Source organism: Nannocystis pusilla (genome assembly GCF_020073745.1).
Lineage (GTDB): Bacteria > Myxococcota_A > Polyangia > Nannocystales > Nannocystaceae > Nannocystis > Nannocystis radixulma.
Genome location: NZ_JAIRAU010000001.1, coordinates 531,160 through 551,776, shown reverse-complemented (window position 1 = coordinate 551,776; position 20,617 = coordinate 531,160). Strand labels below are relative to the sequence as shown.

General features: G+C 72.1%; 16 protein-coding genes. 11 read left to right on the top strand and 5 right to left on the bottom strand.

Translation table 11 applies throughout. The features are described 5' to 3' along the window. The first annotated feature begins 3 nt into the window (after positions 1–3). Positions 4–1,398, top strand: coding sequence for an FAD-binding oxidoreductase (locus K7C98_RS02205; RefSeq protein WP_224189809.1), 1,395 nt, complete (start codon positions 4–6; stop codon positions 1,396–1,398). Positions 1,399–1,430: 32 nt separating this feature from the next. Here K7C98_RS02205 and K7C98_RS02200 read toward each other — a convergent pair whose 3' ends face one another. Both K7C98_RS02200 and K7C98_RS02195 read right to left on the bottom strand, forming a co-directional pair. Continuing rightward, positions 1,431–1,619, bottom strand: coding sequence for an addiction module protein (locus K7C98_RS02200; RefSeq protein WP_224189808.1), 189 nt, complete (start codon positions 1,617–1,619; stop codon positions 1,431–1,433). A 459-nt stretch (positions 1,620–2,078) separates the two neighbouring features. Continuing rightward, positions 2,079–3,155, bottom strand: coding sequence for a type I glyceraldehyde-3-phosphate dehydrogenase (locus tag K7C98_RS02195; protein WP_224189807.1), 1,077 nt, complete (start codon positions 3,153–3,155; stop codon positions 2,079–2,081). A 217-nt stretch (positions 3,156–3,372) separates the two neighbouring features. Here K7C98_RS02195 and K7C98_RS02190 point away from each other — a divergent pair, with 217 nt between their 5' ends. Further along, positions 3,373–4,938: a hypothetical protein gene (locus tag K7C98_RS02190; protein ID WP_224189806.1), complete on the top strand. Its 1,566-nt coding sequence runs from the start codon at positions 3,373–3,375 to the stop codon at positions 4,936–4,938. A 78-nt stretch (positions 4,939–5,016) separates the two neighbouring features. On the opposite strand, the gene K7C98_RS02185 is transcribed toward K7C98_RS02190, so the two are convergent. From K7C98_RS02185 to wecB, 3 genes are all read right to left on the bottom strand, one after another. Continuing rightward, positions 5,017–5,214: a hypothetical protein gene (locus K7C98_RS02185; RefSeq protein ID WP_096329524.1), complete on the bottom strand. Its 198-nt coding sequence runs from the start codon at positions 5,212–5,214 to the stop codon at positions 5,017–5,019. 765 nt (positions 5,215–5,979) lie between these two features. Continuing rightward, positions 5,980–7,452 (bottom strand): glycosyltransferase family 4 protein, encoded by a 1,473-nt coding sequence (locus tag K7C98_RS02180; protein WP_224189805.1) that lies wholly within the window; start codon positions 7,450–7,452, stop codon positions 5,980–5,982. 53 nt (positions 7,453–7,505) lie between these two features. Further along, positions 7,506–8,699: a non-hydrolyzing UDP-N-acetylglucosamine 2-epimerase gene (gene wecB, locus K7C98_RS02175; protein ID WP_224189804.1), complete on the bottom strand. Its 1,194-nt coding sequence runs from the start codon at positions 8,697–8,699 to the stop codon at positions 7,506–7,508. 33 nt (positions 8,700–8,732) lie between these two features. Between wecB and wecC the strand changes: the two genes are divergently transcribed. The 9 genes from wecC (at position 8,733) to K7C98_RS02135 (ending at position 20,617) form a co-directional block, all read left to right on the top strand. Continuing rightward, the gene (wecC, locus tag K7C98_RS02170) at positions 8,733–10,004 is read left to right on the top strand and encodes a UDP-N-acetyl-D-mannosamine dehydrogenase (RefSeq protein ID WP_224189803.1); all 1,272 of its coding nucleotides are present in this window, start codon (positions 8,733–8,735) and stop codon (positions 10,002–10,004) included. Beyond that, the gene (locus tag K7C98_RS02165; protein ID WP_224189802.1) at positions 10,001–11,614 is read left to right on the top strand and encodes a heparinase II/III family protein; all 1,614 of its coding nucleotides are present in this window, start codon (positions 10,001–10,003) and stop codon (positions 11,612–11,614) included. Before wecC ends, K7C98_RS02165 begins: the two co-directional genes overlap by 4 nt. 37 nt (positions 11,615–11,651) lie before the next feature. Further along, positions 11,652–12,245 (top strand): nitroreductase family protein, encoded by a 594-nt coding sequence (locus K7C98_RS02160; protein ID WP_224189801.1) that lies wholly within the window; start codon positions 11,652–11,654, stop codon positions 12,243–12,245. Between the two features lie 243 nt (positions 12,246–12,488). Continuing rightward, positions 12,489–13,229 (top strand): site-2 protease family protein, encoded by a 741-nt coding sequence (locus K7C98_RS02155; protein WP_224189800.1) that lies wholly within the window; start codon positions 12,489–12,491, stop codon positions 13,227–13,229. 64 nt (positions 13,230–13,293) lie between these two features. Then, on the top strand, positions 13,294–14,739 hold the full coding sequence (locus tag K7C98_RS02150) for a TIGR03790 family protein (RefSeq protein ID WP_224189799.1): 1,446 nt from the start codon (positions 13,294–13,296) through the stop codon (positions 14,737–14,739). Between the two features lie 274 nt (positions 14,740–15,013). Continuing rightward, complete coding sequence (locus K7C98_RS02145; protein ID WP_224189798.1) at positions 15,014–15,226, top strand: hypothetical protein; 213 nt, start codon at positions 15,014–15,016, stop codon at positions 15,224–15,226. A 15-nt stretch (positions 15,227–15,241) separates the two neighbouring features. After that, positions 15,242–15,373, top strand: coding sequence for a hypothetical protein (locus K7C98_RS43310; protein ID WP_263429138.1), 132 nt, complete (start codon positions 15,242–15,244; stop codon positions 15,371–15,373). Between the two features lie 157 nt (positions 15,374–15,530). Then, a complete protein-coding gene (locus tag K7C98_RS02140) occupies positions 15,531–18,299 on the top strand; it encodes a YncE family protein (protein WP_224189797.1) in 2,769 nt (922 codons plus the stop codon). 239 nt (positions 18,300–18,538) lie between these two features. After that, positions 18,539–20,617, top strand: a complete 2,079-nt coding sequence (locus K7C98_RS02135) for an ATP-binding protein (protein WP_224189796.1) — start codon at positions 18,539–18,541, stop codon at positions 20,615–20,617.

Here is a 20,617-nt window from a genome sequence, read left to right as displayed (position 1 = left end):
TCGATGGCCGGCCTCGACCTCGCCGCGCTGCACGAGCGGATCCGCGCCGAGCTCGGTCCCGAGGTCTTCGTCGCCGATCGTGAGCCGTACGCCCGCGACGACGGGGCCGAGGGCCCGTTCTTGCCCGGCCTGGTCGTGCGTCCGCGCGAGCGCGCCGAGGTCGCCCCGCTGGTGCGCCTGTGCCACGAGCACGGCGTCCCGCTCAGTCCGCGCGGCGCCGGCACCGGCACCGTCGGTGGATGCCTCGCCGACCACGGCGGCGTCGTCCTCGACCTCGGCGGCTTGCGGGCGATCGTCGACATCGACGAGCGCAGCATGCTGGCGCTCGTCGAGCCCGGCGTCCTCACCGCCGAGCTGCACCGCGCCGTCGAGGCGCGCGGCCTGTTCTACCCGCCCGACCCGGCGAGCCTGAAGATCTGCAGCATCGGCGGCAACGTCGCCACCAACGCCGGCGGCCCGCGGGCGTGCAAGTACGGCGTCACCGGCAACTTCGTCCTCGGCCTCGACGTCGTCACCGGCACCGGCGCCGCCCACGAGATCGGTCATCGCTCGATCAAGGGCGTCACCGGCTACAACCTCGCCGGCCTGCTCGTCGGCTCCGAGGGCACTCTCGGCGTCATCACGCGGTGCGTCCTGCGGCTCGTCCCGCGCCCGCCGTTCGCCGTCACCCTGCTCGCCTCGTTCGCCGACGAGGCGGCCGCGTGCGCCGCGGTCCACCGCTGCCTCACCGGCGGCGTCGCCCCGGCCGCGCTCGAGCTGGCCGATCGGACATGCACCGAACTACTCGCGCGCAGCGGCAGCCTCGCCGTCGATCTGCCGCAGGGCGCGCGCGCCCTGTTGTGGGTCGAGCTCGACGGCGACTCTGCCGGCCTCGACCGCGCACTGTCGCGGGCCGGCGACCTGTGCCGCGAGGCCGGCGCGCTGGCCGTGGCCGAGGCCACCGACCCGGTCACCCGCGAGCGTCTGTGGGACGTCCGACGCGCCCTCAGCCACACCCTGCGCGCGCACTGGCCGAAGAAGATCAGCGAGGACGTCGCGGTCCCGCTGTCCCGCCTGCCCGACCTCGCCGCCGCCGCCCGCGAGATCGGCGCCCGCCACCGCATCGACGTCGCCAGCTTCGGCCACGCCGGCGACGGCAACCTCCACGTCAACTTCCTGTATGACCCAAAGGCCAGCAGCGACGTCGGCGAGCGGGTCGACCGCTGCGTCGCCGACCTGTTCGGCGCCACCATCGCCCTCGGCGGCACCCTCTCCGGCGAGCACGGCATCGGCCTCAGCAAGCGCCCCTACATGCCGCTCGAGCAGTCGCCCGAGCTGCGCGCCCTCCAGCTGGCGCTCAAGCGGGCCTGGGACCCGCAGAACATCCTGAACCCCGGCAAGGTCTTCCCGCCCGCCTGACCTGTCCCCGGGGACAGCCTGATCCGCGCGCCTCAGCGTCGCTTGCCGAACAGCTCCGCCCGCACCTGCTCCCAGGGGACGGACCCTGCGCGCCCGGCATCATGCTCCGCGGCGCGCCACAGGACCTCGGCCTCCCAGGCCGCCTCGATCTCGGCGAGCTCCTCTGCGCTCGGCTCCGGCTCGTCGACGAGGCTCTCGGCGGGTCTGGTGGGCGCTCCCATCGACCTCTCTATACCACGGCTCTCCGCCCTGGGCCGGCCGTCCTCGAGTTTTTGCGCGAAAATGCGCACGAACGCCGCCTGTCGCTATCCTCGCCCCGATGTCTCTGCCGGTGCGTCTGTCGGACTTCGCCACCGCCGATCTGTCCGCGCTGTATGCATTCCGGGACAACCTGCACCCGCGTGGCAATCATCTCCGCCGCCTTCAGCTCGACCGCGCGATCGATCGATTATTCCGGCAGATCCAGGAATACCCGCTCGCCTATCGCCGTGGCGCGGGAACATTCGCCGTATCGTCACCTCGCGGTTTCTCCTGGCGATCTATCATGTGGTCATGCCTGACCACATCCTCGTCCTGGGGATCGCCGACCAGCGCCAGGACCGCGGCGGCTCCGCTTCACCAGACGCTGAGCGGCCCCGTCGCCGCGCGACGAGGCCGCCCGTACTCATGCCATTCGCGGCTCAGCTCTTGCTGCCGCGATTGGCCACGATCCAGTTGCCAGCGATCGCCGCGAGGTCGAGCACGCGGCCCGAGTAGCCCCATTCGTTGTCGTACCAGCCGACGATCTTCACCAGCGCGCCGAGGCCCATGCAGGCGTCGACGTCGACGATGCTCGAGTGGGCGTCGCCGAGGATGTCGCTCGACACCAGCGCCTCCTTGCGGACGTCGAGCACGCCGCGGAGCGCCTCGCTGGCGGCTGCCTCGCGCAGCGCCTCGATCACGCGGGCCAGCGAGGGCTCGCCCTCGAGCAGGCAGACCACGTCGTAGAGCGAGCCGTCGACCACCGGCACGCGCACCGCGGTGCCGTCGCACTTGCCCTTGAGGTTGGGCAGCACCTCGGAGATCGCCTTGGCCGCGCCGGTCGACGTCGGCACGATGTTGACGGGGGCCGCACGGCCGCGGCGGAGGTCCTTGCCGGCGAGGCCGTCGACCAGGCCCTGGCCGGCCGTGTACGCGTGCGTCGTGCCGACGAGGCCCCAGCGGACGCCGAACACGCGGTCGAGCACCGCCAGCACCGGGGTCAGCGCATTGGTCGTGCAGCTCGCGTTGGACACCAGGCGGTCCTTCGCCGGGTCGAACGTCTCCTCGTTGACGCCGACGACCAGGGTCTTGTCGACGTTCTTGCCGGGCGCCGCCAGGATCACGTGCGACGGCCCGCCGTCTTGCGCGCGGTGGCCGGCCATCTGCTCGCCGCTGGTGAACTTGCCGGTCGCCTCGATGACGATGTCGACGCCGTGAGCGGCCCAGGGGATCTTGCTCGGGTCACGCTCCTTGAACAGGGCCACCGAGGAGTCGCCGACGTGCAGCGCGCCGGCCTCGGCGCGGGCCTTCGGCAGGTTGTTGCGGTGGACCGAGTCGTGGCCGAGCAGGTAGGCCAGCTCGTCGGCGTCGGCGAGGTCGTTGGCGGCGACCACTTGCATCGCCGGCCCCTTGCGCACCCCTCCCGAGGTCGCGAAGTCGGCGCTCCGCGCGAGCGCGTGTCGAAGCACGAGCCGCCCGATGCGGCCCATTCCGTTGATTCCCAGGCGGATCGTCATGACGCGGCGGAGGATAGGGCAACCCCCCCGGCCTCGCAATGCCGCCCACTTGTCCGCCACCGCGTCCGCGGGCCGCGACGTCCGATCGCCCGCGCGAGCGAGAATTCTCGTCACGGCCGCTCGCCCCGAGAATTCGCGGGGCCCGGCGATGACGAGAATTGAAGCCGTGAGCCCGCGCATGCGTCCAGCGCGCTCACCTGCTACCGTAGCCACGCTGATGCCCGGACCTCGCCACGTCGCTCTCGCCGCCGCCCTCGTCACCGCCACCGCCCTGGCCGCGCCGGGCTGCAAGAAGGCCCCCGCGCGCGCCACGACCTCCGCGACCCCCGGTCTCCCGCGCGCCCGCACGCCTGCCGGACCGCCCCTGCCGGCCCCGCATCAGCTGTCCCAAACGCCAGATGCCGGTGCGTTCATCGCCCGGCCCGCCGAGGTCCTCGCGGGCATCGACGCCTACCTGCCCGAGGCCCCCTCGCTCGCCGCCGTCGCCGAGTTCACGCTGCGCACGCAGGTCCCCGTCGAGCTCGCCGACAGGCTGGCCCCGCAGATCGCCGGCGACCGCCCGTGGGCCGGCGTCCACGTCGCCGGCGAGGACATCATCGCCCTCCCGGTGCGACCGGGCTCGGCCGTCGCCGACGCGCTCAAAAGCTTCCCGGCGAGCGGCGACTTCGGGGCCGTCGAGCTGCCGGCGCCCGCGATCGACAGCACGCCGCGCGACGACAAGCCGCCCGGCCCGCGGCTCGCCTGGCTTGACGGACAGACGAACAACCTCGTGTTCGCCGACACCCTGCAGGGCCTCGCCACCAGCCGCGAGCTGCCCGCCACCTACGGCTCGCGCCCGCTCTGGTTCACGCTCGGCGACGCCCGGGCGCGCGCCGTCTCGCCCGCATTCCCGTACGCGCGGGTCGCCGCCGCCGGCCAGGGCCTGCACTCGCTCGACATCGACGTCCTCGAGGCGCCGGGCAAGCCGCTGCCCAGCTCGCCCGACCTCGGCGCCGGCGCGCTGACCGGCATGCTCAAGGTCCCCGAGCTCGCGGTCGGCGTCAGCACCCGCTGGCCCGGCCACAAGAAGGCCGTCGCCGACGCGATCAAGCAGATGAACGCCGGCGTCGACCGGGCCGGGTTCGCGGCCAAGCTGATGCTCGACCCGCTGGTCGACCAGGCCGCGAGGGCGCTGCGGCGGTGGAACGGCCGCGTTTTGCTCGGCAGCGGCCCGGCGCAGCACCTCCGGATCGGCCTCGGCGCCGACGACCCTGCCGCCGGCTTCCGCGACCTCGTCGGCTGCCTGCGCACGCTGGTCGACAACCTCAGCCTCGCGCGCATGTTCGCGGATGTCCCCGGGGCCAGCTTCAAGAAAGTCGGCGACAACCCCACCGTCTACCTGCTCACCGTCGACGGCGTCGCGCGCCACGTCCCCTCCGTCGGCAAGTCGCTGCTCGACGACAAGGGCCGGCTCCGCGTCGCCATCGCCGCCAACGAGCGCGCCGGCGGGCTCCTCGTCGTCATCGGCCCCGAGCCGATCCCCGTCGTCCAGCGCTGGGCCAAGGCCGCCGCCGAGGGCGAGCCGGCCAGGGAGTCGACGGGCGACATCCTCGCCGCCGTACTCGGCGCCGGCCCCGAGCAGCTGCGAGCGCTCCTCGCCAACCCCACCTCGCAGTCGGCGCTGGTGACGAGCGCGCTCAAGCTCGCGGCCGACCGCCCGCCGACGCTCATGGTGTTGCAGCGCAAGCCCGACCGCTACTTCGCCACCGTCCGCGGCCCCGAGCCCGAGAGCCCGAAGAAGTAGCGCCCGCACGCCGCGTCACTCGCGGCCGAATTCACCGTCGACGTCAGCCCGGACGGCCGTCCGGGCCAGCACGTCGCGCTAGTCCTCGTCCTTGGGCTTGCGCTCGAAATCGGCGAGCCCGACGTTCGGCACGAACGCGAGCGCCTCCGACACATAAAGCCCGGTGTGCAGGATCAGGTGCGTCACCGTCCGCACGAGCACGCCGCCGGGTACTTCGGCCGCGTACGCGGCGCCGCGGTTGCCGTCTCCTTCGTGCCTGATCTCGACCCACTTCATGAGGACCTGGCCGGACTATAGACGAGCGCCGCGGTCGCGGCCAAGCCGCCCGCAATTCCGGAGATCCCCGGTCCCCCACGCCGCAATCGGGGGCGCGAGGTCCACGCCCCCCAATTTCTTGCGCAGCCAGCGTGAAACCCCTCTGCGCCTCAAACCGCGTCAAGTCCCCGGAAATCCCGAGGGCCTCGCGGACCCGCGCATCAATGCCATGAGCAGACGTCAGCGACCCGCGAGGTCGAGGGGGGGCTCGTCCTTGCGGGTCGCGTGGGGTGCGGAGCTCCGGCGGTTTCGCGCCGGCGAGTGGTTCACCGCGACGAGCTCGGGTCGCGGTTGCATCGGTCCGCGCCGGATCGAAGCGGCCTCGTGTCCGAACGGACAGCTGTCATCGATGTCCGGCACGGTGATCATGGTGTTGCGAATGGTATGGTCATAGGATTGCAGCGATCCTTGCGGCTACCTCCCTTCGTCGCGGTGGCTCGTGAATTGTGCATGGACTCCGCTGCCTCGCCACGGCCGGACATGACCGGGGCCACGCCCTCCGGCGCCGCGGCCCCACCCCGGCAGATCACGTCGAGCGCCGTGTCTGTCGCCGAATGGCTCGATCCGCCGGCGCCTCGTCGGGTCGCCGCGGCCCGGCCGTGTGCTCTCGATTACGACGACCTCGCGCGTCCATCGATCCCCGGACGTCTGACCGGCGAGGCGACCCACGACACGCAAAACCGACGCGCGGCCGCGGCGGCGCGGCCCTCTCGCTGACGCACGCTGCTATCGATGCTCGGGCGCCTGATCGGCGAGGAGGCCCACGACACGCTCGAGCAGCACCAATTGCTCGGGCTGCAGCTCCGGCAAGCGAGCCACCAGCGCCAATCGCAGCTCCGCGCCTTGCGGCAGCGGCAGGCTGAGGAAGCCCCACGCCCGCGAGTCGTCGCCGCACTTCACCGCCGTGTCCGTCCCGCGCCGCAGCTCGAACCCCGGCACCCCGATGCGCGCCAGGATCGGCGCCAGCGACGGGCTCAGCTCGCGCCAGCGCGCCAGGGCCGGGTCATCAGTGTCTTTAAAGACATGTCCCTTTCGCCTTGTCTCTTCGGCCAGACGATCGAGGTCGGCCAGCAGCTCGACCACCGCGCGCCGGCGGTCGCGCAGCACCAGGCGGTCGCCGGTGAACGCCGGCAGGTGGCGCAGCAGCTCGTGGTAGCCGAGCAGCCCGGCGACCACCAGCAGCCCCGCCCCCGCCCCCGTCAGCGTCCACCAGCCGCCGACGCCGATCACGTTGAGCAGCGCCAGCCCCGAGAACAGCGCCGTCGTCAGCCACAGCACCGCCACCCCGCGCCCGTGCGTGAAGCCGCGGGCCAGCAGGCGGTGGTGGATATGATCGCTGTCGGGCGCGAAGATCGGCTGCCCGCGCGCGGCCCGGCGGGCGATCGACAGCCCCATGTCGAGCAGCGGCAGCGCCAGCACCAGCAGCGGCAGCGACACGTCGATGATCGCCAGCCGCTCCGGCACCGGCGCGATCTGCAGCAGCAGCGCCGGCAGCAAGAAGCCGAGGAAGTAGCTGCCCGCGTCGCCCATGAACACGCGCGCCGGGTGGCGGTTGTGCACGAGGAACCCGAGCACCCCGCCCAGCGCCGCCGCGCTCACCCACCCGATCGCCAGGTCCGGCTGCGGGTGCAGCAGCGTCGCCGCCAGCACCACCGCGAAGCCGATCGCCGTGTTGCCGCCCGCGAGGCCGTCGAGCCCGTCGCTGAGGTTGATCGCGTTGACCGCCGCCACCAGGAACCCGAGCGTGAGCACCGGCTCGATCGCCGCCAGCGGTCCGAGCAGCTCGGCCAGCGCCGGCCAGCGCAGCCCGACGGCGAACACCGCGATCCCGGCCGCGAACAATTGCAGCGCCAGCTTCACCCGCGCCCGCGCGCCCACCAGATCGTCGTAGAGGCCGACGAGGCCGCACAGCATCGCCCCGAGCAGCGCCCCGCTCAGCGGATTGCGCGACAACCACTCGTGGACCAGCGAAAGCTCGCTCGTGCCGACCAATCCGCGGAATGCCACCGCGCCGATCGCCACCATCATCACGAATCCGCCGACTCGCGCGATCTCGCCCTGATGGACCTTGCGCAGGCTGATCTCGCGGTCGGACCGGCCCAGCGCGCCCCAGCCTCGAATGGCCCACGGCATCGCCAGCGCCACCAGCACGAACGCCACGACGCCGGCGATCCACAGCACCCACGTCTCGGCGGTCACGGGACACCCCCGGCATTCCCGCGTCCACGTGCGCCGACGTTCACCCGGCGATCCTACCTCATGTCCGTCGTAGCCCGCTCGATCCGGGCCTCCGGCCACGGCGTCACCGCCGCGGCCGGCAATCCGAGGCGGCGACGCAGCGCCGCGGCGCAGCGCGAAGCCGCGCGACCGTCGCCGTACGGATTCTTGCGCGGACAGACCGCCGCGTAGGCTGCCGGATCGTCGAGCCAGCGCCGCGCCGTGGTCACCAGCAGGTCGGTGTCATAGCCGACCAGCACCGCACAGCCTGCCGCCACGCCCTCCATCCGCTCCGTCGCCGTGCGCGTCACCAGCACCGGCTTGCCGAACTCCGGCGCCTCCTCCTGCAGCCCGCCCGAATCGGTGATCACGAACATGCAGCGCTTCAGCAGCCACACCGCCGACATGTACTCGAGCGGCTCGAGCAGGAACACGTTGGGCAGCCCGCCGAGCAGCCCGCGCGCCGCCGATTGCACCGCCGGGTTCAGGTGCACCGGGTACACGAAGTCGACCTGGGGATAGGCGCGGGCCAGCGTCGCCAGCCCGGTGCACACCGCCGCGAGCCCGCCGGCGAAGCTCTCGCGGCGGTGGCCGGTCACCAGCACGAACGGGCGGCCCTTGGCGAAGCGCACCAATTCCGGCGCGGGTGCTCCTTCGAGCGGCAGGCGGCTCGAGGCCCAGCGCAGCGCGTCGACCACCGTGTTGCCGGTGACCTCGATCGCCTCCGGGGCCACGCCCTCGGCCAGCAGCGCCTCGCGGGCGGAGGGCGTCGGGGCCAGGTGCAGGCTGGCCAGGCGGGCGATGAGCTGGCGATTGGCCTCCTCGGGGAACGGCGCCGCGAGGTCGAGGGTGCGCAGGCCGGCCTCGACGTGGGCGACGGGGATCCGGCGATGGAACGCCGCGAGGGCGCCGGCCAGCGCGGTGGTGGTGTCGCCCTGGACGACCACCCAGTCGAAGCGCAGCGCGTCGAGCACCGGGTCGATGCCGTCGAGCAGGCGCGCCATCAAGCTCGACAGCGACTGCGCCGGCGTCATCGCGCTCAGCTCGACCTCGCACTGCAGCCCGAACGTGTTCAGGATCGGCGGCACCAGCTCGCGGTGTTGCCCGGTGCAGCACAGCGACACCTGCCAGTCGGTGTACGTCCGCAGCGCGCGCTCCACCGGCGCCAGTTTGATCACCTCGGGGCGAGTGCCGAGAACGATGAGGATCCGGGGCCCAGTGGACGGCATCGGCGCGACCCAGATAGCATGCCTGAAAAGCCGGTGACCGCCTCACTTAACGATCCCCAACCCGACAGTTCGCCTGCGCTCGATCTCGACGTCTGCGTCGTCGGCCTCGGCTACGTCGGCCTGCCCACCGCCGCCGTCCTCGCCACGCGCGGTCGTCGCGTCGCCGGCTTCGACCTCCGGCGCGACGTCCTCGACACCATCAACGCCGGGCGGATCCACATCGTCGAGCCCGAGCTCGACGCACTCGTGCGCGCCGCCGTCCTCGCCGGCACCCTGCGCGCCGTCCCGGAGCCCGTCCCCGCGCGCAATTTCCTGATCTGTGTACCCACACCGATCACCTCCGACCACCGCCCCGACCTCGCCGCCGTCGAGGCCGCCAGCCGCGCGCTCGTCCCGGTGTTGCGTCCCGGCAACCTCGTCGTCCTCGAATCGACCGTCCCGCCCGGCACGCTGCGCGACCTCGTCGCCCCGATCTTGCGCCAGAGCGGACTTGTCGTCGGCAAGGAACTGTTCCTCGCCCACGCCCCCGAGCGCGTGCTGCCGGGCGCCGTCCTGCGCGAGGTCGTCGAGAACGAGCGCATCGTCGGCGGCCTCACCGACGCCTGCACCGACCGCTGCGCCGAGTTCTACGAGGGCTTCGTGCGCGCCGAGGTCCACCGCACCAGCGCCGAGGTCGCCGAGTTCACCAAGCTGGCCGAGAACGCCTACCGCGACGTCAACGTCGCCTACGCCAACGAGCTCGCCAACGTCAGCGCCCACCTCGGCCTCGACGTGTGGGAAGTGATTCGCCTGGCCAACCGCCACCCGCGCGTCCAGATCTTGCGCCCCGGGCCCGGCGTGGGCGGGCACTGCATCGCCGTCGACCCGTGGTTCATCGCCGCCAGCGCGCCCGAGCACACCCCGCTTATCCGGGCCGCGCGCGGCGTCAACGACGGCCGGCCCGAGCGGATCCTGGGGCAGGTCCGGCGCCTGGCCGGCAAGCTGCGCGCGCCGACGATCGCCGTCCTCGGCCTGTCCTACAAGCCAGACATCGACGACCTGCGCGAGAGCCCGGCGCTGCACATCGCCGAGGCCCTCCACCGCGAGCAGCTCGGCGAGGTCCTGCTGGTCGAGCCGCACCTCCAGAGCTCGCCGATCGCCGGCTGCCCGCTCGTCGGCCTCGACGACGCTCTGGCCCGCGCCGACATCCTGGCCGTCCTCGTCGCCCACCGCGAATTCCGCCGCCTGCGCTCGGCCGACCTCCTCCGCGTCATGGTCGTCGACGCGGTCGGCCTCCTGGCCGGCGCCGACAACAAGCGCGTATGACCACATCCCGCCTCTTCCGTCACGGCGCAGGCACGCTTTTCCGCACGGCGGCGCACCTGCCTCCGCGGCAGATCGCCTACCAGCTGCGCAGGCGCCTCGGCGGCCCCGCGCGCCGGCCCAGGGCCACCAGCCTCGAGGGCGTCACCGGCCTCTTCGCCCGCATGCCCGCGCCCACGCCCGAGGGCGAGCCGGGCCCCGACGGCGTCTGTCTCTTGAGACAGCCGCCGCACGACCCCCTGCGCGCCGGCTGGGACCCGCCGGTCGGCATGCTCTACCTCTACACCCTGCATTACCACGGCTGGCTGCAGCGCCTCGCGCCCGACCGGGCCCTCGCCACCATCGAGCACTGGATCGCCAACCATACCGCGGGCGTCGGCTGGGAGCCCTACCCCACCGCCGTGCGCGCGCTGCATTGGCTCGGCTGGCTCTCGGGACATATCGACGATCTCGACGGCATGACCCGCCGGCGCCTGCTCGCCTCGCTCGCCGGTCAGCTGCGCCACCTCGAGCGTCACCTCGAGCACCACCTCGACGGCAATCACCTGTGGACCGACCTCGCCGCGCTCGCCTGCGGCGCGCTCGCCCTCGACGGCCCGCGCGCCCACCTGCTCGCGCCCGCGGTCGCCCGCTTCGCCGCCGTCACCAGCGACCAGCTCGCCCTCGACGGCTTCCACCGCGAGCGCACGCCCTCCTATCATTGCTTGCTCGCCGAGCAGCTGGCCGGCGTCGTCGCTCTCGGCCCCGAGCGCGCCGAGCCGCGGGCCGCCCCGGCCCTGCGCGACAACCTCGCGCGCATGCTCGCCGTCCTGCCCGCGTTCACCCACCCCGACGGCGACGTCGCCCTGCTCGGCGACAGCCAGCGCGGCCTCGTCACCCCCGCCGCGCTCGCCGCCCGCTGCGGCACCAGCCTGTCTCAGGGGACAGATTACAACGCCCCCGCCTCCGGCCTGTTCCGCCGCGCCTGGGGCCCGTGGACGCTGCTGTGGAACGCCGGCGGCCTCGGCATGCCGCAGCAGGTCGGCCACATCCACGGCGACTGGCTCGGCTACGAGCTCTCGCTCGGCGGCGAGCGGGTGGTCGTCGACGCCGGCGTCGGCACCTACGAGGTCGGCCCCGAGCGGACCTACGCCCGCAGCACCCGCGCCCACAACACCGTGACCGTCGGCCCCGGCGACCGCGATCAACATGAACTCTGGGCCAGCCACCGGATCGGCGGCCGCGGCGAGCTGTGCGACCTGTCCTTCGCGACCTCCGAGCTGTCGGCCGGCGTGCGGGGCTTCCGCGCCGCGGCCGTGCATCACCGCCGGCTCGCCTGGGACGGCCGCCTCCTGCGCTGCATCGACCGCGTCGTCCCCGACCACGGCGAACCTGTCCCTGCGACCATGCGGATCCACCTCCCGCAGACCTGCGCCCTCGCGGTCGACGGCCCCCGCGTGCGCGTGTCGACCCCGGGGGGGCGCGGCTTCGTCGTCCGCGGCCCCGCCGACCTGCGCTGGCAGGTGACCGCGGCGCCCGGCTGGACCGCGATGTCGAGCCCGGCGCCGCGTCACTGCCTCGCGCTCCCCGTCGGTCCGGGCGGCCTCGAGGTCGGCTTCGCGCTCGACGTCTGAACCTCTTCGTCCACGCGCTGTGCTAGACCCGTCGCGCATGACCGCGACACTTCGCACGCCCGACGCCGCCGTTCATCCCATGTTCCTCGACCGCTGGTCGCCTCGCGCCTTCAGGCCCGAGCCGCTGACCGACGCGCAGCTGGCCAGCCTGTTCGAGGCCATGCGCTGGGCCCCGTCGTGCTACAACGACCAGCCCTGGCTGGTCGTCTACGGCCACGGCCCCGGCACCGACGACCACAAGCGCGTGTTGAGCTGCCTGGTCCCGTTCAACCAGTCGTGGGCCCACGCCGCCCCGCTCGTGCTGATCCTGTTCGCCCGGCGCCGCTTCGCCTCCTCCGGCAAACCCAACCGCCACGCCGGCTTCGACTGCGGCAGCGCCTGGATGTCCCTCGCCCTGCAGGCCCACGCCCTCGGCCTCCACGCCCACGCGATGGCCGGCTTCGACGAGGCCAAAGCCTACACCGAGCTCGGCGTCCCCGAGCCCGACTTCGAGGCGATGGCCGCCATCGCCGTCGGCGTCCACGGCGACCCAGCCGACCTCCCCGAGCCGCTGCGCGCCCGCGAGACCCAGAGCGGCCGCGTCCCCGCCGCCAGCTTCCTCCACCGCGGCCGCTACAGCCCGGCCGCCTGATCCGCTGTCTCTGGCAACATGTCTAAACGGACATGTCCCTTAGACATTGATGACCTCGCGCGGGCGCCAGCTCACCCGCGCATCCCCGATCGCACCGGTCACTTGGCCCCGCGCAGACCTCCGCGAGCGCCATCACCGCCGGCCATCTTTCAAGAAATTCGACGTGCGTCGGGTCGCCGTCCGGCTGCTCGGCGCGGCCCGCGACCTTGACCCTGGCCGACGCGTGCGCATGGTGGCCTCATCATGCAATGGTCATGGTCGCTTGGCCGACTGTTCGGCATCGACACGCGGGTCCACGCGTCCTTCGTCCTCGTGCTCCTCTGGGCGGTTCTGAGCAGCTACGACGGCGGTCCGGCCGCCATCGCCTACGGTCTCGCCTTCCTGCTGGCGGTGTTCGCCTCGGTCGTGGCCCACGAGTTCGGCCACGCCTTGACCGCGCGCAGCTTTGGGATCTCGACGCGACAGATCTTGCTCCTCCCGATCGGCGGCGTCGCCCAGATCGAGGGCGCGCACATGCCTCCGCGCGAGGAGTTCATGGTCGCCGTCGCCGGCCCGATCGTCAGCCTCCTGCTCGCCGGCGCGTTCTTCGGGCTCGCCGCGCTCACCGGCGACCTCACGCCGCATCATTTCCTCGGCGCGCTCGCGTGGGCCAACCTCGGCCTCGGCGTCTTCAACCTCTTGCCGGCCTTCCCGATGGACGGCGGCCGCGTCTTCCGCGCTCTGCTGTCGGCGCGCATGGGCCCGCTGCGCGCCACCGAGATCGCCGCGACCGTCGGCAAGCTCGCCGCTTTCGGCCTCGGCGCCTACGCGATCGCCAGCGGTCGCACGATGATGACCCTCGTCGCCATCTTCCTCTACTTCGCCGCCACCGGCGAGGCCAACCTCGCCGCGCGTCGCTTCGGCCGCGGCCCCGCCGACCCCGCGCTGTGGCGCAGCATGAGCGGCTTCCCGCGCCGCGGCGGCCCCGACCGGCGCGGCCGCTGAGGCTCGCTGCCGCTGCCTCCGGCCCCCACGGCTCGCGTGGGGGTCGGCTGTTACGATGCCCGCGATGCCTCTGCCCGCGCGCGGCCTCTCTGCGGCCCTCCTCGTCGCCTCTGCCTGCAGCCCGAGCACCGGCGGCACCGACGGCGTCGTCGCCGTCGCCGGCACCGACCCCGGACAGACCACCTCCTCGACCGGTCCGACGACCACGAGCGGCGATCTTCCGCCCACCACGACGGCCACCACCGAACCTGTCTCTTCGACCAGCTCGACCTCTCTCGAGCCGACCGGCAGCACCACCGCCGTCGAGCCGTTCGCGCCGACCGTGCTGCTCCCGCGCGCCTCGATCGAGCCCGAGGAGCTGGCCGTCCTCGCCAACGACCAGGATCCGCAGTCGATGGCCGTCGCCGCCTATTACATGCAGGCGCGCGGCCTCCCGGCCGACAACCTCGTCGTCCTCAGCTTCGCCCCGCCGGGCGACGCGCTCGCGGCCGACGTCTTCGCCGGTCTCAAGGGACAGCTCGACGCCGCCCTCGGGCCCGACATCCAGGCGCTGGCGATCGCCTGGACGAAGCCGTACCGCGTCGACTGTCAATCGCTCGTCAGCGCCCTCGCCCTCGGCCACGACCCCGACAAGTACTGCAGCCAGCCGTGCAGCGAGACCGCCCCGAGCGGCTACTTCGATTCCCCCTCGCTGCGTCCGTTCACCGATCACGGCCTGCGACCGGCGATGCACCTCGCCGGCACCTCGCTCGAGAACGTGCAGGCCGTGATCGATCGCGGCGTCGCGGCCGACGGCACCGCCCCGGCCGGCACCGGCTACTTCGTGCGAACCACCGATCCCGATCGCAGCGTCCGCTGGCCCGCCTTCATGGCCACCGTCGACCAGTGGAGCCCCGACAAGATCGCCATGGAGTACATCGACAACGCCATGGGTACGGGCTCGAACGCGCTCGAAGGCGAGACCGACATCCTCTTCTACTTCACCGGCCTCGCCGACGTCCCCGCGATCGCCGACAACACCTACCTGCCCGGCGCTGTCGCCGACCACCTCACCTCGTACGGCGGGCAGATCTGCGACAGCGGGCAGATGAGCATCTGTCGCTGGCTCGAGGCCGGCGCCACCGGCAGCTACGGCACCGCCACCGAGCCGTGCAACTACCCGGCGAAGTTCCCCGAGACCACCGTGTTCGTGCCGCACTACTGGCGCGGCGAGACGCTGATCGAGGCCTACTGGAAGTCGGTGAATTGGCCCGGCGAGGGCGTCTTCGTCGGTGAGCCGCTCGCGCGCCCGTTCGCCGGCGCCGCCGTCGAGTTCGACCCCGACGTCCTGTCGCTCCGGGTCCGCACGACCCAGTTCGCGCCCGGCCTCACGTACACCATCGAATCCGGGCCGAGCGAGCAGGGCCCGTGGACCGCGCTGGGCGAATTCACCCCACCCGTCGACATGGTCCACGAGGTCGACATCCCCGGCGCGACCGAACCTTTCTACCGGATCGTCGGCCCCGGCTGAACTGCTGACATTGCCGGGTGTTTCACCGCCCGCGCGACGGTTCCGCACGAGTGCGCGGCGATCCGGCGCCGCGGCGGCCGTCGCTCATCGAACATCGTTATTGACGGGACTTATTCCCTGCAGCTCGCAGCGAAGTGGCTGCCCCGGGTCGAGGGCGCCCTGCGAGGTCGAGGTCGAGGTCGGCGGGCGGCGGTTCGCCATCGACACCGCTCGGCCCGACTACGATCATTGCTTCGGCGTCGCTCCCCGGCGCGCCTCCTGGCAATGGCTCGCGGTGCAAAATGACGACCTCACGCTCGCCTCGCTCGTCAACCACGGCTCGTACGCGCAGCGTTATACCCAGGTGTACTGGCAAAGATCGTGGCACCGCCTCGACCCCGACGTCGACTTCGACGACGACCGCGACCATCCGGCGGCGTCGTGGCGGGTCCGCTCGCGCGAGCTCGACCTGCTCGTGCGGCCCCGGCGCGCCATCGCGATCATGTGAGCATTCCCGCCACTCGTGCCCTTCCTCGTCGCTCTCCAGCACAATGAATTGTTCGTCGAGGTCGAGGGCGAAGTGCGTCTCGGAGGGGCCCGCGTGCCGCTTCAGGGCCTCACGGGGGTGGCGGAGGAGCACGACGGACGCTGGTGATCGGAGCGCCCTCGTGTTCGGGACGGCCCCGATGCCGCGCGCTTCGCACTGCACATACATGTGCTCTTGGTTCAGTCTTCACATGACATTCAGAATCATCACAGACCCATCAATCAGTCCTTGTCGACAGCGGCGGCGCCTCGGTAATGTGACTGTGATGGAAACTCGCAATCTGTGCATCAGTTCGCTCGTCACGCTCCTCGCCATAGGCGGCACCGTGGAAACAGCACGAGCCGCGACCCCGTTCGCCGCCTTCGAGAGCGGACAGGTGCGTCCACTTGCAATGAACCAGAGCCGCACCCGGCTCTACGCGGTCAACACCCCCGACAACCGCCTCGAGGTCTACAAGATCAAGTCGAACGGCAACCTCGAGCACGCTGCGTCGGTGCCCGTCGGGCTCGAGCCCGTAGCCGTCGCCGTGCGCAACGACGACGAGGTGTGGGTCGTCAACCATCTCTCGGACAGCGTCAGCATCGTCGATGTCGACGACGACCGCCCCTATGTCAAGCGCACCTTGCTGGTCGGTGACGAGCCACGGGACATCGTGTTCGCCGGCCCCGGCAAGTCGCGGGCCTTCGTCACGGCGGCGCACCGCGGCCAGAACGCCCCGTTCGACCCGCAGCTGACCACCCCGAGCGTCGGCCGGGCCGACGTCTGGGTGTTCAACGCCAACAGCCTCGGCAACAGCCTCGGCGGCACGCCGCTGACGATCGTCAACCTGTTCAGCGACGTCCCGCGCGCGCTGGCCGTCTCGCCCGACGGCAGCAAGGTCTACGCCGCCTCGTTCATGTCGGGCAACCGCACCGCGGTCGTCGCCCTCGCCCTCATCCCCGACACCGGCGAGGCCGACGGCGGCATCCCGCTGCCGAACGTCAACCACGCCGGCATCCCCGAGCCCGACATGAGCCTCATCGTCAAGTACGACGGCGCGCACTGGGTCGACGAGCTCGGTCGCTGGTGGGACGACCAGATCAAGTTCAACCTGCCCGACAAGGACGTCTTCGTCATCGACGCCAACGCCGCCACGCCGGGGCTGCTGGCGGGCAACGCCGGCTTCTTCACCGGCGTCGGCACCGTCATCTTCAACATGATCGTCAACCCGCAGAGCGGGAAGGTCTACGTCTCCAACACCGAGGCGCGCAACGAGGTCCGCTTCGAGGGCCACGGCAATTTTGCGAGCACCACCGTCCGCGGCCACACCGTCGACAACCGCATCACCGTGCTCGGCAGCGGCAACGCGGTGCACCCGCGCGACCTCAACAAGCACATCGACCGCGACGACTGCTGCGACGAGATCCCCAACGACACCAACGCCCTCAGCGTCTCGCAGACGCTCGGCATGGCGATCACCAGCGACGGCCAGACGCTCTACACGGCCGTCCTCGGCAACGACAAGGTCGTCCTCTACGACACCGGCGACCTCGAGAGCGACGACCACTTCCCCGACGAGATCGACCAGATCGCCGTCAGCGGCGGCGGCCCGACCGGCCTCGTGCTCGACGAGCAGCGCGACCGGCTGTACGTCCTGACCCGCTTCGACAACGGCATCTCGATCATCGACACCGACGACCGCGAGGAGATCGGCCACGTCACGATGCACAACCCCGAGCCGCCGTCGCTGGTCGCCGGGCGCCGCTTCCTCTACGACGCCGCCCTGACCTCGAGCAACGGCGACCAGGCCTGCGCCTCGTGCCACATCTTCGGCGACAAGGACGAGCTCGCGTGGGACCTCGGCGACCCGGACGGCGACGTCGTCGATCCGCCCAACATCCTCAAGGACGAGTTCTTCGACTTCCAGGTGCCCTTCCACCCCAACAAGGGGCCGATGACCACCCAGAGCTTGCGCGGCCTCGACAACCACGGGCCGATGCACTGGCGCGGCGACCGCAACGGCGAGGGCCAGGGCGCCAACGTCCAGCCCGACGGCGGCGCCTTCAGCGAGAGCGCGGCCTTCAACGCCTTCAACGTCGCCTTCGAGGGCCTGCTCGGGCGCCACGCGCCGCTGACGCAGCAGCAGATGCAGGCGTTCACCGACTTCCAGCTGCAGGTGATGTACCCGCCGAACCCGATCCGCGCGCTCGACAACAGCCTCAACGCCGACCAGGCCGCCGGTCGCGACTTCTTCATGAACGTCGAGACCTTCTCGTTCGTGCCCCAGCGCAAGTTCACCTGCGAGGGCTGCCACGTCCTCGATCCCGACGCCAACCCCGGCGAGCCGCACCCCGGCTTCTTCGGCAGCGACGGCGAGATCGTCGGCGGCGAGTTCTCGCAGACCTTCAAGATCCCGCACCTCCGCAACATGTACACCAAGGTCGGGACCTTCGGCTTCCCCGGCGGCGATCCCGTCTTCAACACCGAGGGCGTCAGCGCCTTCTTCGACGACACCCACAAGGGCGATCAGATCCGCGGCTTCGGCTACACGCACGACGGCTCGAAGGACACGCCGATGCGCTTCTTCAACGCCTTCGTCGCCACGCCCATCACCCCGAACGGCTTCACGAACTTCGAGCAGATGCGCCAGGTCGCCGAGTTCACGTTCGCGTTCGACACCAACCTCAAGCCGGTCGTCGGCCAGCAGATCAGCCTCACCGCCAGCAACGGCGCCGTCGTCGGCCCGCGCATCAACCTCCTGCGCCAGCGCGCCGACGCTGGCGACTGCGATCTGATCGCCAAGGCCCACGTCGGCGGCCTCGAGCTCGGCCTCTACTACACGGGCGGCGCGTATACGACCAGCTTCTCGGCCATCCCCCCGCTCGCCGACATCGCCGTGCGGCTCCTGGCCCAGACGGGCCGACCGGTCACGTACACCTGCACGCCGCCGGGCTCGGGCTTCCGCCTCGGCGTCGACCGCGACGGCGACGGTCACCGCGACGGCGACGAGCTGCTGCATCACAGCGACCCGGCCGACCCGAACGACACGCCCTGAGCGGCTTCGTCGGACCCCGTGGTCCGCGACGCGTCACCGATATGTCCCCGGGGCCATGTCGTCCGCTCGGGACTGACATGTCTCTCGGGACAGCCATCGAGGCTCACCCCACCGCTCCGCGATCGCGCGGCGCGCAGGTGTGCGCCTGTTCAGGGAGCCGCTGATCCGCGCTGTCGGCGCGAGGACGCACATTTCGTCGCCTTCATCGCCGGGAGGTCGCGAGCTGATATCCTCGGGCCGTGATCCTCGACCCTCAGCTCGCCCGGCTGGCTGAGTGGTTCGCGGCGCTCCAGGGGCGGGCCGGCGAGCTGCTCGACCAGCGTTTGCACGGAGATTGCCTCGGCGGCCTCGAGCAGGTCGCCTTGACGCTGGAGCAGCAGATGCAGCCGCCGACCGCGCCGGAGGAGACGCTCGTCACTCTGGCCGACGACGACAACCGGCACCCGCTGTCGCGTACGCGCTGGCGGGCGGTGCTGGAGCACGACATCCGCCCCGCGATCCACGCCGCCCGCGACACCCTCGCCGCCACCGCCGCGGCCTTCGACGGCGGGCTGGCGGCGGCCGGGCTGCTCACCGACCTCGCGCGCACGGTCGCCGACGAGCCCGAGCTGTACTTCATCGACCGCGCCGCCGAGGACTCCGGCGTGACCGAGAAGGCCGGCCCGGTGCAGATGGCGATCCCGCTGCGCCGCTGGCTCGACGAGATCTTCGCCGTCCCCGTCCGCGGGCTGATCGAGGAGCTGACGCGGCGCGCGGCCGCGCTCGCGCGCGAGGCCGCGGCCGAGCTCGAGCGCATCGAGACCGTCCTCGACTATCACCTCTTCATCGTCGAGGACAGCCGCGAGGCCGAGGCCCGCGACGAGTCGGCCCACACCGGCCTCGGCCACGCGATCCGCCTGGTCCGCGCCCTGTCCGAGCGCAGCGCTCGCGACGTCCGGCGCCTGTTCGGGTGGTTCGTCGGCGAGAGCTCGGCGCGCATGGACGACGCCCTCGCTCCCCTGCGCGCCCACCGGCCCGACGAGGTCATGCAGCAGCTGGCGGCGCGCGAGGCCCGGGCCCGGCCGTCGTGGCTCCGCGCCCAGCGCGACCGCGCCCGCGTCGGCGCCTCGGCCATCTACACCCGCGCCGCGCCGCTGGTCCGCGAGCTGGCCCAGGACGTGCGCCGCACCATCGCCGGCGAGGGCCCGCGCGTCGGCTACTGGGACCTCTTGATCGCCGGGGACGACCGCGCGGGCCGCCTGCCCGCGATCTACCGCCGCCTGTTCGGCGAGGTCCCGCTCGGCCTGTCCGACCTCTACCAGCCGCGCCCGCGCCTCGAGGTCCCGTGTCGCAAGGTCTTCGAGACATGGCTCGAAGGACAGCGCACCGCGCTGCTCGTCACCGGCGATCGCGGCGCCGGCAAGCGCACCCTCGTCAACCGCGTGCGCGCCGAGCTGCACGGCGAGCTGCCCGTCCACTGGATCTCCATGGGCCCGCACCTCGCCAGCGAATCGCGGCTGTGCGCCGCGATGTGCGAGGCCACCGGCACCCCCTACGCCACCAGCTTCACCGAGTTCGCGCAGCTGCTCCCGCTGGTCGGCGGGCGGCGGGTGCTGATCCTCGAGAACGCCGAGCAGCTGTTCGTGCGCACGCCCGAGGGCCTCGCGCGCATGCAGGGCTTCCTCGACATGGTGCGCGCCACCGACGAGGCGCTGCTGTGGATCGTGCTGATGGCCGCGCCGGCCGCCACGTTGCTCGCGACCTGCCTGCGGCTGCCGCTGTACTTCGGCCAGGTCGTCGACGTCGCCGCCGAGAGCGGCCGCTTCATCGAGACGATGATCCGCTCGCGCCACCGCGTCAGCGGCTTCGGCCTGCGCTTCCGCGAGCGACGGGCGCCGGCGCTGCAGCGGCTGCGGCGCCCGTTCACCCGCGCCGACATGCTGCCCGACCCCGGCGAGGAGTGGTTCATCGACCTCGAGCGGATGTGCGGCGGCAACCTGCGCCAGGCCCTCGACTACTGGCTGCTCTCGGCCCGGCTCGACGCCAAGACCGAGCACGACATCCTCGTCCGCCCGCTGCCGCGCCGCCGCGGCAACGCCCTCAACGACCTGTCGCTGCCGCAGCGGCAGGTGTTGGTCAGCCTCGTGCAGCACGGCGCGCTCACCGAGGGCCAGCTGCAGGAGATCGTGCGCACCGCCGGCGGCGGCATCGGCCCCGAGATCGACGACCTGCGCCGGCGCCACCTCGTCGACCAGGGCGGCCCCGGCGGCTTCCTCACCCTCCGACCGACGGCCGTCGGCCCGGTCACTCACGACCTCCGCTGGCGCAGCATGATCTGA

Excerpts from the sequence above, each read along its gene's own strand:
- K7C98_RS02205 (WP_224189809.1), top strand. The coding sequence starts at position 4 with ATGGCCGGCCTCGACCTCGCCGCGCTGCACGAGCGGATCCGCGCCGAG.
- K7C98_RS02200 (WP_224189808.1), bottom strand. The coding sequence starts at position 1,619 with ATGGGAGCGCCCACCAGACCCGCCGAGAGCCTCGTCGACGAGCCGGAG.
- K7C98_RS02195 (WP_224189807.1), bottom strand. The coding sequence starts at position 3,155 with ATGACGATCCGCCTGGGAATCAACGGAATGGGCCGCATCGGGCGGCTC.
- K7C98_RS02190 (WP_224189806.1), top strand. The coding sequence starts at position 3,373 with ATGCCCGGACCTCGCCACGTCGCTCTCGCCGCCGCCCTCGTCACCGCC.
- K7C98_RS02185 (WP_096329524.1), bottom strand. The coding sequence starts at position 5,214 with ATGAAGTGGGTCGAGATCAGGCACGAAGGAGACGGCAACCGCGGCGCC.
- wecB (WP_224189804.1), bottom strand. The coding sequence starts at position 8,699 with ATGCCGTCCACTGGGCCCCGGATCCTCATCGTTCTCGGCACTCGCCCC.
- K7C98_RS02165 (WP_224189802.1), top strand. The coding sequence starts at position 10,001 with ATGACCACATCCCGCCTCTTCCGTCACGGCGCAGGCACGCTTTTCCGC.
- K7C98_RS02160 (WP_224189801.1), top strand. The coding sequence starts at position 11,652 with ATGACCGCGACACTTCGCACGCCCGACGCCGCCGTTCATCCCATGTTC.
- K7C98_RS02155 (WP_224189800.1), top strand. The coding sequence starts at position 12,489 with ATGCAATGGTCATGGTCGCTTGGCCGACTGTTCGGCATCGACACGCGG.
- K7C98_RS02150 (WP_224189799.1), top strand. The coding sequence starts at position 13,294 with ATGCCTCTGCCCGCGCGCGGCCTCTCTGCGGCCCTCCTCGTCGCCTCT.
- K7C98_RS02140 (WP_224189797.1), top strand. The coding sequence starts at position 15,531 with ATGGAAACTCGCAATCTGTGCATCAGTTCGCTCGTCACGCTCCTCGCC.